The organism is Prevotella sp. S7 MS 2, assembly GCF_000762865.1.
In the GTDB taxonomy this organism is placed as follows: Bacteria; Bacteroidota; Bacteroidia; order Bacteroidales; family Bacteroidaceae; genus Prevotella.
On the sequence record NZ_JRPT01000054.1, the window covers coordinates 1 to 13668 of the forward strand.

Below are 13668 nucleotides of genomic sequence, written 5' to 3' on the forward strand. Positions count from 1 at the left end.
CGGTTTAGATGTTTAGGAAGTGTGTGCCGGTTTAGTTAGTAGCACACGCCTGATACTGTTTTGAGTCTGTTTGTACCAGTGTTTGTCAAGGTGCATTTTCAGTTTTCATGTTTTTGTCATAAATAGTAGGTTGATTATTTAGTTGATTTATATACTTCTATGATTTGTTGTTCATCGAGTCTTTTACTAGATGAGCTGCGGAAATCTACACCTGAAGCCATGCCTATGCATTGCAATATGATGTCGAGCGACTGTCCGTAGAGTGTTCCCGTAAATGAAGCTGCATAACATTGCTTGTCACGCACCACGAAGTTTACGGCGTATTTTTTCGATAGTGTGTGTAGCACCTCTTGCATTGGCGTCTGTTGGAACATCAGGTTTCCGGTGTGCCATGATGTTACTACGTCTACTTCTGCTTGCGATACGTCCAGTTGCATGGTATTGGTGTTCCAGCGGGCCATTTGTCCCGGAACGATGGGTTGCTCCGTAGTACGCTTGTCTCTGCCTTGATAGATGACGCTTACCTTACCCTCTTGCAATGTCACGGTCATATTTGGGTCTTGCTTGAAAGCTTCGACGTTGAAGTGTGTACCGTATACTTTTACCTTAGGGCCATGGGGTGTTTGCACGATGAATGGATGTTTTGCGTCTTTAGCCACGGCAAAATAGGCTTCTCCATCTACGATGACATTGCGTTCGGAACTGAATCTGCGCGGATAGCGAATGGTAGATTGAGAGTTCAGCGTCACGTGTGTGCCATCGGGTAGAGTGGTGCGAGCCACCATACCCGGTGTCGCTGTGAGTGCCACTATCTCGTATTTCTCGCGTTGTTGCTGTATAAATAGGTAGACAGCTGCCATTAATATGGGTATTAATAGCACGGCAGCCACGCGTTGTATACGCATTGTCATGATGTGTAAGCGTGCTTGTCGCATGCGTTTATGCAGTTGGTGTAAAGCTCCGTCTTCGTCTCCTTGCAGTGTAGACTGTAGTGTATCTACATATTGTAATGCCGAAGTTTCATGATTCTTTATATCTTCGTTTACCTCGTTTTCTGCAATCCATGCTTCTACACGTGCGGCATCGCTCGCGTCTAATTTCCCCTCTATATAATAAGGTAAGAGTTGGTTTATGTCAAGGTTATCTGTTTTCATTGGTTATTTATGTCTTATCTGTATGACAGTTGAGAAATCAATGTTCATAAACTTTTGCACAACTTTTTTCATGTTTATTCTGTTTTATTCCAAAATACTGCTGCTGTTATCTATCTTTCGGCTACAAATAGTAGTATTTATTAGCCCGTTTTTACTACTTTTGTAGTCTTGTAGTTGATATAGTAATTAGCAAATCATGAAAACATTAGATTTCCATCAAGACGACATGTTGTTGTTTTCACAGTCGTGTGAAGGCAATCGTCGTGCCTTTGATGCATTGTTTTGCAAATACTATAAACCTCTGTTAGCTTATGCTCGTCGTTTCGTAGAGGGCAATGATGCCGAAGAAATTGTTCAGAACCTGTTTTTATGGTTATGGGAGAATGGCGAGCATGTGGATATTAGGCAGTCATTGTCGGCTTATCTCTTTCGTACTGTTCACCATCGTTGTTTGTTGCTTATTGAGCGTGGAGCGGCTCGCCAACGTGCCTATGCAGCTTATTGGCACGATGAGAATGATGCTGTGGGAACTGAACTTAATCGTTATGAACAAGAAGAATTGATACGTTTATTGAAGATTGCGCTCGATGAATTGCCTGCTACCTATCGAGAAGCTTTGATAAGTCATCGGTTTGGTGGCTGTACGTATCATGAAATAGCCGAGAGTCTTGGTGTTTCTCCTAAGACAGTAGATTATCGTATACAGCGTGCCATCAAGATGTTGCGCGACATATTGGTTAAGAAAGGAGCCGGCCAGCTCATACCTATTCGCAAGATGTTGAGCTATTTGATAGATAGTATTGGGATGTGTTAGGAAGATTTAATCTTGTTTTTGCTCATAACCTCGGCTGTTTGTCAACCCAATATCATCTCCCTTTCTTTTAGAAAGGGATGGGGTGAGGTTGTTGCAAAGCCCTTTCAGCATTTTTGCATGGGCGTTTCAGCATTGCTGCAAAGCTGAAACAGCAATGTTGCTAAGGCGGGGCAGCAAGTTGAGTTTTTGAGTATGTGAGTGTATAAGTTGATGAGTTGTTGTATAAAACTTTCTGTATGTAAGCTATCAGGCGGTTCATTGAGTTTGCCGATGCTACGATTGTAAAGTATCTACAATCCCTCTTATTCCCTTTGCTCCGGTCATTTTATCGGGCAAAGAGGCGATAATGGGGGAGAGAAATTGGCGTAAGGCGGCATCATGGAGGGTGCTACGATGGCGCATGCAGTCTTCGATGACGCTTTGGAGACGACGAAGCGGGAAGGCTTTCAAGACGATGAGGCGGGCTGTTTGTTCGCCTAATATCCGGTTATCAATAGTAGATAGGTGGGTTCCTATGGCCCAAACTTCGGCGGCGTAAGTGCGCACGATGGTGTCGTAATGTACCAAAGCGGTGGCAAGGAAGAGCAGGTCGGTCTCGTTCCACGGTTCTTGGTAGTCCATAAGCCATTGCAATGCGCCCATGTATGCCTTGGTATAAAAAGTTTGTTTGTGGTTGAATACCGCACACTTGCGCAGTATTTGCGCCAGCACAATGGTAGCGTGGTGTGGAAATACGCTAAGGTGAAGGTCTGCTTGTGGCTCCATGAACCATTCCTTTTGGAAGTTCCACAATCTTTCCTGCCACAGTATGGGCTGCGTAGGGCTATATAACAGCTTTGAACTATAATCGAATTGCAGTTGTTTGAAGTCTTGTTTGGGAGCTAATTGCGATGAGAGGGGGAGTTGTCCCGTCCATAGTGTCCATGCCCGATGGTTGAAATAGAAGTCGGAAAATTCAGTCCGCATGGCTTCGGGATGATTTCTTAGATTCACGGTCAGCCATGCTTCGGGGTATTCGTAGTGCTTACAAGGCGTAAAACGATCGTTGATGAGATAGTCCATCAACTGTTTGAGTTCGCCCGAAAGATTGATGTTGACAGGTTTGTCGGTCTGCCATGTGCATCGGTCCAGTGCCACCTGCAAGTCGTAAGGCGAGGGCTTGAGTCCGCGTTGTTCGTATTCGGCAAGTCTTTGAATCAGTATGTCGGCGTCGATGTAGCCTGGTCGATGTGTGGGAACGGACAGAACGACAGGATTTCCTGCCTCCATCATACCGATTAATTCTAGTAAGAACAGCCTGAAAGCGTCTAGAGGATCGTCGGTATTATTGTAGATGCGTAGGTCTTCGAGTGGGGTAAAGACCACCCCGTTAATTTTCTTCTTGCCTAATATTCCTCTTATTAAGAGGTCAGTCAGTTGCTTGCCCTTACTGGCTTTGGGGGCAAAGCGTTGTTGTAAACAGAGTCCGAACTCCAATAAATAGCTGGCCAAGATCGCTTGCAGATATCTTTCGGTCACGCCGATCCACGCCTTGGCACGGGCAAAGACCGATTCCAAGTGTGTTTGGTCGGCTTCTTCGAGTCGTGGGAACCACTCTGCTACTGCTGATACGATGGTCCAAATCTCCAACGGGTCGGTGGTATCAAACAGTCGACTGAGCGAAAATATAAATTCATCTTTGTCTTGAATACTTGCCAATCGGTTCTCTTCCATGCAGTAAGGATGCGGTTGTGAAGCCTCTAAGGTCGGTAGCTCCGGTTGTGAAGCATTGATTTGCTGTTGTAGTTCGGCTAGTTTTTCACCGCTATAAGTAGCTAACAACTTACTGGCACGCTTCTTAATGGAGTCATTTTTGTGCATGAGCAGTTGGCTCAGAGCCTCGTATACCTTCTCTCTGCAGTCAGGATGCGATTTTATCAAGACTTCGTAAGTGGAGCAGATGACGGTAAGACTATTGGCCGGGAGGCTGAAGAGCAGCGACTGTGTAGTGTCTATATAAGGTTGAATCGAGAAGTTGCTGGCCTTTACAATCTGTTTCAATAGTTTCAAGATTGCGTTTTGTGCTCGCGATTTGACCGTGTAGAGTGTTTGGATGAGGCTGTCTTGTCGCTCTAGAAGCTCTTCGTTCGTGGGTTGGTAGGCTTCCAGTAGGTCGATAAACCATTTTTCCATCAGGTTACCCATACCTAGATTCAGCCCCGCGATGGTTTTGTCGAGCAGCTTCCGACTGCTGATTCGCCCTGTTTTGGTACATGTGAGAAGAAGGGCTGAGATGCTTTCGTCTTTGTGAGTTTTACCCTCTGCGAAGGCTATCTTGGCTCTTTCGTCTTGGTGATAAATAAATGTGGGATACTCAAATAGATACCATACGTGTTCGTTTAGCGTGACTGGCAATTGTAATAGTTTGCTACTGTCGAAACTGATATCGCGGTTTCCCAGCCTAATCTCATGAGCCTCAGCCATCAAATCGGCTATTCGCTCCGGTTTCGGTAGCTTAATGTATCCGTCTTCTGCCAATTTTAAAATGTTGTGATAGCCGTAACGCTGGCTGCTGAAAGGTACTTCGTCTATCTGTTTATTGAGCCATTTAGGATTGTATATGTCGAGAATACTGCGAAAGAGCTCTATATCGTTCTCTCTCATGGCATAGGAATAGCTTTCTTTTCCGTTGCTTGTGAGTATGGAGGTGGCGTCCAAGAAGATGGCCCGGTCGTGGCTGCACGAGGTAAAACTTTCTCCTATAGGAGTCTTTTTACTCACCCAATAGAGGTCTTGATTCACCTTTGACAACTCGCGCCGTTCTTTTTCGGTCATGGCTGCCAATTCTTTGATATACGGCAGGAGTATATCTTGTCGGTTTTGGGGACTATCTTTATACCTTTTGGCGAGCTTGGTAAAGCGCTCTATGCGTTCTTCTTTTTCCATCCTACAAGTTTTCTAACGGCTAAAATATGTTTGCACACGCCTCGTTCGCCTTGGTGTTTGCTGTGCCATTGACATGTGCAACGCTCCTGATTCTTATCTAATACCACGGTATGGCGCACTCCGCTGTCGCCCATGACCAATGCTTCTACACGGTCGTTCGATACGGAAACCAGTTGTATGCGGTCTTCGTCGATGAGTTTGATAGCGTTGGCGGCGCGCGGATTCAGCTTCATGATGCGTTCTAATTTAAACGGTAGGCGACGATAGAAGAAACTGTTTTCGTCTAGATCGAAGCCCAATAAGCCCATGGCAGCGAGTCGGATGGTTACTTGGTCTACCTGTTTGCGGTCGATACCTTGCTCTATAGCGAAGAGGTCGGCATTGAATTGCTGATTGGAAAAACTGTAGTTGTCCATGGCCGAGAGCCACTTTTCGGGCATATCGTCCATTAAAGTGTCAAGCGCAGCACCCTCTCCTGAAAAGCCACGGTAACTGTCGCGTGACAGCGAAAGGCTGAATTTCACAGTTCCGAAGTATAAAGTAAAGATAGTGATTTGGTCGTTGGGATGTGTAAAAATGTGCAATTCATCGGCCAACGGCAATAAAGGTTCGAGCAAACGCAGCCGATGTATGCCTCCGATGCAGATGGCATCGGTTGCCGGTATGGGCGAGAAGATGGGGCGGCCGCCTCGCGTTTGCAAGTAGAAGTCGGTTTTGGGGGCACCCTTGGGAACCGACTGGAAGAGCTGTAATAGTTGCATTCGGTTGAACCGATGCCTGCAAATGGCTTGCGATTGGTAGATTTGGACGGTGGTCAACCCCTTTATCCACTTGGTAGGCAGGGACACTTTGCGTTCTACAGCCTTTGTTTTAGTTGTATAAACACCCACCTCTTTGGTTCCGACAGAGACTGTCAGACGGTCGGTTTGCCCCATCATGTTCAGGGCATTGAGCATGGGTTGGTTGAAGTCTACGTTGGTTGTGCCATTGTCTAAGAACTCTCCTGTGTGGCCATCGGGCATTATGTCGACTCTGGCATAGACGCCGGCGCATCCCGAAAAGCCCTCGAAGCGTAGCCTATCGTTGCCCGCTGTGACGATAGGATCGCGTATGGCAGCCCAATTAATGGTAAAACTAGACTGTACAACTTTGGATAATGTCACCAAACACCGGGCTAAAATAAACGGTTGAATAATGTTGCCGTAAAAGAAACAGGGTGCCTCGCCGCGCCTCACCTCGCTATATTTGGCGAGGAACAACTGCTCTTCATCATCGTGTTTGGTCAGTAATGAGGGAGTCGAATAGCGATAGGTGGTGGTAGACATGGCTTGAGTTAAGAGTTAAGAGTGAGGAGGTAGGAGTGAAAGATGAAACGTTAGGAGTGAGAAGTGAGGAGTTATCAGGAGTTAATAGACGATAGTTTCGCTCTTGAATAGATGAATTAATGGCCGATAATTCCCGTTGCACATGAGCACGACTAACTCCTATTAACTCCCTTTTTACTCCTTCTTAACTCCCAATAACTCCTAATTTATAGTTTATTGATTTCCGTTCTAGCCTTGTTTACAATCTTGGCAGCACTTTCTTTAGGAATGCGATGCTCGTCGAAAGCACTCAAAATCTGATTGATTTTCTTGAGTTTGGCAGGGCTGTTCTTAAACTCTTCGCGCAACAGACGTACTTTTTCGTAAGCCTGAATACCTGCTTTGAGACGCTCGAAACGAATGCTTGAGCGTGCACCGGGGTAAATCATATAGGTGTCACCGGCCGCCCAATTGCTGAAACGACTATCTTGTAGCGGATTTTCTACCCAACTCCAAATGGACCAACGTAGGTATCCGTCGAGCTTATCTTTTGCTGCATACCAGCCAAGGAACTCGGCTTCGGCAGGTGGAGAGAAAGTAAATGTGTTGGGATAAGCCTCCGAACAGCAGGTGTAATAGGTCGTTAGCTTGCCTTGTGCCTTGCGTTTGCGCTTCATCTCTTCGGTATATTTGTCTCTCAATGCAACGCAGAAATCGCTCAGTTCGCTTGAAATACCATTCTTCAATGAACCTGCCAACGAGATTTTAAAGTCGGGGTCGGCCGTGCGAATCAGTGCAATGGTCTTCTTCATCATGTCAAGTTCGCGCTCGTCCATGGATAGATAGGTGCAGTCGAACCATCCTTTCGCTTTCAGATGTGCAGCGAAGTCTTTCAACAAAGTGCCCCAAACCTTGGTGTACATCTCGTTTCCGGGTTCCATATTTAGGTACTTGAACTCGTCGGAAGCTTGGTCGAAGTAGCGGAATGTCAGCTCCCATGGAATCATGGAGTAGCAATAGATATTGCCTTTGATGCCTTCGCTGCGCATGAATTCCACGCATTTGTCGAAGACGGTAAAGTCGAACGACCACGTACCATCTACCTTCTTGGTCCATGTAATCATGGTGCGGAATGGGTCAAAAGTTTGTCCGTTCCATGGTCGATGCATGATAGAACATGTAATACTGCGCCCTCCTGCTTGGCGATAAAGTTGAATGTAGGGCTTCATTGCTTCCAAATGGGCGTCGCTCCAAGGCTCTACGCCGTGGTAACGAGCAATGGCGAAGGGGTTCTGCCATAGGTCTAAGTGGAACATTTGGTTGTCGGCTGTGGGCAACGTGCGCTTGATGACATTGATACGCAGCATCAGTCGTTTCAAGATGGTGTTGCCATCGCTCACCGTTGCCGTTGCTGTGTAAAGACCGGGTTGCGCATTTTGTGGCACGTCAATGCCTATCCAAGCCGCTTGAGTGGTCTTTGGCTTGACGGCAATAGTGTTGTTAAGATGGTCGATAGGGTCGGCCACGAGCGACGAATCGTATATGGAATGGTCGGGACGAACGCCACAACCGCCTTGTCCATCTTTGTTTAAGCCGTCTGTCATGACGTATCTGACGAAGCCTTTCAGTGCTTTTTGCGTAGAGATAGTGCTACCTTTACTTGATTGGAGGTCGCTCAATTCAATGCGAAGTTGATTGATGGGAGTAGCAGCAGAGACCACTAGTTGTTGCGAGATACGCTCTCCACGCCATGCAGTCTGTGTGATTGCGGTCACGACAGAGCCGGAGAAAGGCGCTTCTTTCTTGTATCTAACGTCTGTACTGCCCCAACTTATCACGTTGTTTTGCACACTTTGCCATTCGGCAGTGGCTGTTTTGGGATTTGGTAGTTCGTTGTAAACGGTGATAGGTTGCTGTGCCCATACAGTTGTTGACATCATTGAGAGCACTAACAGACTTTTAATTTTTAGGTGTTTCATGAGGTTTTATAATGGGTTAGTAATTATGTTTTCTGGTAAATATAGGCTGATTTCATGATGGGGAGATTGGTTTAAACCAATCTGATACCCCCTTCTTCAATCGTAATGAGCCTTCGACGGTATAAATCTCCAATGGCTTTCTTATAAGTTTTTTTGCTAACTTGGAAGCGATATTTAATTTCTTCGGCGTCACTCTTGTCTCCCAATTCGCAGAATCCATCGTGTTCTTCCAGATAAGTAAGCAGTTGATCGGCGAATTCTACGGTCTCTCGGCGTCCTGTTTGTTGCAAGGTGATATCGAGTTTTCCATCCGGTCGTACGTTGCTAACATATCCTTTTAATCGGTCACCGGTATGGATGAGTTTGAAAAGTTGGTTCTTATACACTAGTCCGGGGAAGAGATTGTTGACAATAACTTTGAATCCAAGGTCGGTCTTCTGCCATACCAGTACGTCGACCTCGTCTCCATGGTGATATTCGGGCATCGATTTGTCCAAGTAACGGTCTATCTTTGCCGAGGCCACAATACGGTAACTATCGCGGTCTATATAGATGAATACGATGTAACTCTTTCCTTTCTCCATACGCATCTTTTGTTCGCGGAATGGGCAGAATAGGTCTTTCATCAATCCCCATGACAGGAATGCACCGTATTCATTGACCCATGTGCACTCCAAATAAGCGAAGTCGCCCACCTTAGCTAGCGGATGCTCGGTAGTGGCAATGAGTCGTTCGTCTTGGTCGAGATATAAAAATACCTCCAATTCTTGGCCTATTTCGAACGTTTCGGGTACATACCGGTTGGGCAATAATATCTCTCCTTCCTCTCCACCGTCAAGGTATAAGCCGAAATCTACTTGCTTTACAATCTTCAAGCGGTTGTAATCACCGAGTTTAAGTTCATTCATTTTCTTTCGTTATTGGTTGTTCTTGGGGTGTAGGTGTGGCGTTGGTCTCTCGCTCTATCATTCCATCTTTCAGGTGAATAGTGCGGTCGGTGATGGCAGCGAGGCCTTCATCATGGGTCACAATGACGAATGTTAGGCCGAAATTGTCGCGCAGTTGGAAGAAAAGTTGGTGCAGTTCTTCCTTGTTTTTACTATCTAATGAACCCGAAGGTTCATCGGCCATGATCACAGCGGGATTGTTAACGAGGGCTCTAGCTACTGCTACGCGCTGCTTTTCACCCCCAGATAGCTCGCTAGGTTTGTGATTAGCACGTTCCGTTAGGTTCATGAATTCGAGCAATTCCATGGCTCGTTGCTTTGCTTCACTGCGCCCCATACCGGCTATAAATGCAGGTATCATGATGTTTTCAAGGGCAGTAAACTCCGGTAACAACTGATGGAATTGGAATACAAAACCTATATGCAGGTTGCGGAAGTTGCTTAGTTTGTTGGTCGAAAGGCCACTCACGTTGACTCCATCAAACTCAATGGAACCGCCATCAGGCTTATCCAGTGTTCCCATGATTTGCAATAGTGTGGTCTTTCCTGCTCCCGATGGCCCTACGATGCTCACGATTTCTCCTTTATTAATATGGAGATCGATTCCTTTCAGCACCTGTAGTGAGCCGAAACTCTTGGTTATTCCTTTAATATCTATCATATTTATGATACTTAATTTCTTCTAAACCCTTTTCTCATCCATTCTCTTAGACTTTCATACGCGCTCTTCACTTCCGTGTGTTGAGGCTGTGCGAAAGTCATACTATCGATGGGTTCGCCATGCTGGTCGGGGAAGATGATGAGTAGATTCTGCCCATGGAAGTAGCGTGTAATCTCTTCCGGGAGATACTCTTGGGCGTTCTTATACGATACAGTTCCTTTACGTGCGGTCACTACAACAAACAGGTGGTCATGCCCAACTGTGCTAGCTAACTGTGGAATCTCGTTCCAATGGGGCATAGAGTGGAACTCTACACGGATATGAGGGTGGCGATTGTGTACATATTGTTGTATCAGACTCAGTGTGTCGTTGCGTCCGTGGAAGAAGATACGACATTCTAAATTCTCTGCCAAACGCGACAGTCGTTCGAGCCAACGATAGAATCCCGGCTCGTATTCGGCTCTTGATGGCACAGCCACTTGAATCCTGCGGATGGTGTTGAGCGGTTGTTTCAGGCGGGCAAAGAATATCTGTCGGTAGAGTCCATTGAACAAACTCTGTTGGAATTGTCCCCAGAATCGGCTCGAAAGTTCTTTATGCATGTGGATGCCGATGATGATTTCGCTGGCTCGAAATTCCGTGAATGCGTGCTTGATACCATTGGCTATGTTGGCCGCCACGCGCACTTGAGTCGCCATCTGTACATCGGCAGCTGCAGCAAAGCGTGTCAGTCGGTCGAGCAGTTGGCGTCCCTCGTCCATGTTTCGATGCATGTCTACATCGTCATACACCACGTTGAGTCCCACCACATCGCGATGTAGCTTGGGATTACGCATCAAGATGGCCATGTTAACCAGTTGCTCTGCATATTCGGGATACTTCACCGGGATGAGGATATGCTCGTCGTCGGCATTCTGGTTTTCCTCTTGTGGCAACTCTTTATTGCGTAGGATAATGGCTTGGGCAGACCGTTCGGTGACGAGAGTCGAGATGATACAAGTACAAAGTATCATGATGACCACCCCGTTTAAGATGCTGTCGTCTACCAGATAATGCCCCGACGATATCTCCAGCGTACGTCCCACCATCACCATGGCGATGGCTCCGGCGGCATGAGCCGACGTAAGACCGAACATCATGTGACCCGATGACCACGGCAAACGAAGTCCCATGCAAGTCAAGTAGGCCGCCAAGGCCTTACCTAAGGTTCCGAATACCGTCAGACAAGCAACTACCCACAGGATGTTGCCACCCTCGAAGAGCAGCCTCACATTGATAATCATGCCCACCCCCATCAAGAAATAAGGGATAAAGAGGGCATTACCGATAAACTCGATACGGTTCATTAGGGGTGACACGTGGGGAATATATCTGCTCAAGATGAGTCCGCAAAGGAATGCGCCGAAGATACCTTCCAGTCCCACGATATTGCTAAGGGCTGCCGACAGCACCATCATAGACATGACAAAAATAAACTGCATCACGGCATCGCTGTATCTACGCAAAAACCAACGCGTCAATCTAGGGAGTACCAATATCATTCCCAGACCGAAAACAGCAAACTTCAAGACGAATAATAACCAAAAGCCAAGTCCCGAACTGTTGCGGTGTGAGGCCACGATGGCAGCTAATACAATAAGTGCCAACAGCAATGAAATCATTGTAGACCCCACACTTAGCATCACACTTGACTTGCGTTGCAAACCGTATCGGCTTACGATGGGGTAGGCCACCAGCGTATTGCTCGACATGATACAGCCGAGAATTAAAGCTCCGGCAGCCGAATAGCCCAGCATACCAACTCCCATAAAATAGGTGAGAGCAAACGGAATGGAGAAAGTTATGAGTCCGAAGATGAGTATTTGTGCCTTGTTTCGTCGCATAGCCTCGGTGTCCATTTCAAGCGCGGCTAGGAACATGATGTAGTAAAGTCCCACCTTTCCGAATATCTCGAACGAAGAGTCGCGACTCAAGATGTTGAGTCCGTACTGTCCGATAAGCACTCCAGCGAGCACCATACCGATGATATGAGGAATGCGCAACTTGCCCATAATAATGGGGGCAAGCAGAATAATGACCAGAACGACGAAGAAAATCAGCGTCGGATCGGTTATGGGGAAGTATTGAGATATACTCAGCATCTTTACAAAGATGGTATTAACGAGAGCAATGAAAGTTTACTTTCTTATTGCCGAGTGCTACCTATTTTATGCAAAGATAATGGAAACGCCTCAAAAGACAAAAGAAACATTCCGATTTCTTCGCTTTGATAGTTGCCACTTATGGTGTGGAATGTCTATATGGTTCATCACCTTTTCAATGCCATGGATAATTCTTTTTTGGGGTATTAACATAAAAACACTATCTTTGTAACTAGCTAACCGTATGTTTAAATTAATTTTCTTAGCCTATGAAATGGTTATACGGATTCCTCTTCGTGTTGGTTGTTACAGCTTCATGTCGGCAACGTCGTGCTGCAACATTGGTGAAAATACATCAGCCCGATTCCATCGTTGTTGGTTTCTCGCCCGGTTTTGTGATGCCTTATGAGCGTCGTGCATGGATTGTTTATCCCGATAGTACAGCGAAACAACGCATCATTTATTTTACTCCAATGCACGATTCTATCGTTTATCAACCTGTATCAAAGCACGTGGCTCGGCGGTTGTACGACCTTACTAGGCTACTTTTTGTCACTCATAGGGTCCCCGACGTTGTCAAAGCCAATACAGATATGAGGGAGACCGACCAGCCTTCTCTTGACATAGATGTGTTTGATGGGGTACAGACTATTAGCTATGGTTACTATTTGGGCTATCCTAAGGCTGTGTATTCGCGTGCCCTGCAATGCCTGATAGATTTCGTATATAGAGGAAAAGAACTTATAGGTTATCAATTGGTCAAAGAACCGGCTGTCGAGAAATTGTCACTTCTGTCGGTGAATATAGTAAAAAGATTTGTTCCCGATTCAGGAAAGCTAATTCATAAATCTTGGACAATTGAACGTAATAAGGAAATTTCTTTTTTCACTGATACTACTTTGCTTGATAAAAGTGGGCACGTCGGTGACATTAGAAGTTCCAAAGAATATACATTACTGAGCCCTAGGGCTGATAAAATCAAAGGTCTATCTTTCTCTATCTTTAAGAAAATACCTGCCGATGTAATTCGTAGGAATGTACATGGAGAGAAGAATGTGGGCAAAGAGAGCATTCAAATAATTTTAGACTTTGATGTGCGAAATGTCATTTATACGATAGATTTATCTCATAAGGACGTGGTTTATAGTGCTGACTTCCAACAGTTGTTGGATGAGTTGCCCTGAATGAGGAAATAAATAGATGGATTGGGCGAATGCAATTCGCACCTACAAGGGCTCCCCTTCGCCCTCTCTCCAAAAAGAAAGGGAGCATAAAGAGAAGTGGGTAGAATACCATTTGTCGTTTTAAACAACTGTTTTGATGATGCAATAGGATTCGTAGGGACGCGACATGTCGCGTCCGCAGGCTGTATATATACTACAAGGATGACACCAAGAGACTGTAAATTCCCCCACGGACGCGGCATACCGCGTCCCTACAGAAGCCTCTCCCCATTCATTATCTCCCTCGTTTTCTGTCGCACCAGCTGAGCCGACGCGACTACTCGGTCGATGACCAATGGCTCTCCAATAGGAGAGGGAGTAAGGAATAAAGCTTTTCCGTCCTACAATTTAAAAACTTATCAACTCAAAAACTTACAAACTGCCCCCTAAACTCGTCTACTCGTTAACTTGTTAGCTTGTCTACTAACAAATTGCAGCGGCTCTTCAGCATCGCTGCTAAGCCCATTCAGCATTGCTGCAGAGCCTAGACAGTGTTGTTGCCTAGCCCTTGCAGTGATTT

General features: G+C 46.0%; 9 protein-coding genes. 2 read left to right on the forward strand and 7 right to left on the reverse strand.

All coding sequences use genetic code 11. The features are described 5' to 3' along the window. Window positions 1-134: 134 nt before the first annotated feature. Window positions 135-1154, reverse strand: coding sequence for a FecR family protein (locus tag HMPREF0671_RS09025; RefSeq protein ID WP_036899732.1), 1020 nt, complete (start codon window positions 1152-1154; stop codon window positions 135-137). Window positions 1155-1350: 196 nt separating this feature from the next. Here HMPREF0671_RS09025 and HMPREF0671_RS09030 point away from each other — a divergent pair, with 196 nt between their 5' ends. Further along, window positions 1351-1968, forward strand: coding sequence for an RNA polymerase sigma-70 factor (locus HMPREF0671_RS09030; RefSeq protein ID WP_036899734.1), 618 nt, complete (start codon window positions 1351-1353; stop codon window positions 1966-1968). Between the two features lie 273 nt (window positions 1969-2241). Here HMPREF0671_RS09030 and HMPREF0671_RS09035 read toward each other — a convergent pair whose 3' ends face one another. The 6 genes from HMPREF0671_RS09035 to HMPREF0671_RS09060 form a co-directional block, all read right to left on the reverse strand. After that, on the reverse strand, window positions 2242-4893 hold the full coding sequence (locus HMPREF0671_RS09035; protein WP_036899736.1) for a DUF6493 family protein: 2652 nt from the start codon (window positions 4891-4893) through the stop codon (window positions 2242-2244). Next, window positions 4872-6218 (reverse strand): hypothetical protein, encoded by a 1347-nt coding sequence (locus HMPREF0671_RS09040; protein WP_036899738.1) that lies wholly within the window; start codon window positions 6216-6218, stop codon window positions 4872-4874. Before HMPREF0671_RS09040 ends, HMPREF0671_RS09035 begins: the two co-directional genes overlap by 22 nt. 206 nt (window positions 6219-6424) lie before the next feature. Then, window positions 6425-8176 (reverse strand): DUF4091 domain-containing protein, encoded by a 1752-nt coding sequence (locus tag HMPREF0671_RS09045; RefSeq protein WP_036899740.1) that lies wholly within the window; start codon window positions 8174-8176, stop codon window positions 6425-6427. Between the two features lie 71 nt (window positions 8177-8247). Next, complete coding sequence (locus HMPREF0671_RS09050; protein ID WP_036899742.1) at window positions 8248-9084, reverse strand: S1 RNA-binding domain-containing protein; 837 nt, start codon at window positions 9082-9084, stop codon at window positions 8248-8250. Continuing rightward, window positions 9077-9784: an ABC transporter ATP-binding protein gene (locus tag HMPREF0671_RS09055; RefSeq protein ID WP_052052968.1), complete on the reverse strand. Its 708-nt coding sequence runs from the start codon at window positions 9782-9784 to the stop codon at window positions 9077-9079. Before HMPREF0671_RS09055 ends, HMPREF0671_RS09050 begins: the two co-directional genes overlap by 8 nt. Window positions 9785-9795: 11 nt before the next feature. Then, window positions 9796-11925, reverse strand: coding sequence for a cation:proton antiporter (locus HMPREF0671_RS09060; RefSeq protein ID WP_036899744.1), 2130 nt, complete (start codon window positions 11923-11925; stop codon window positions 9796-9798). 269 nt (window positions 11926-12194) lie between these two features. Here HMPREF0671_RS09060 and HMPREF0671_RS09065 point away from each other — a divergent pair, with 269 nt between their 5' ends. Then, the gene (locus tag HMPREF0671_RS09065; RefSeq protein ID WP_036899746.1) at window positions 12195-13109 is read left to right on the forward strand and encodes a hypothetical protein; all 915 of its coding nucleotides are present in this window, start codon (window positions 12195-12197) and stop codon (window positions 13107-13109) included. Window positions 13110-13668: the final 559 nt, after the last annotated feature.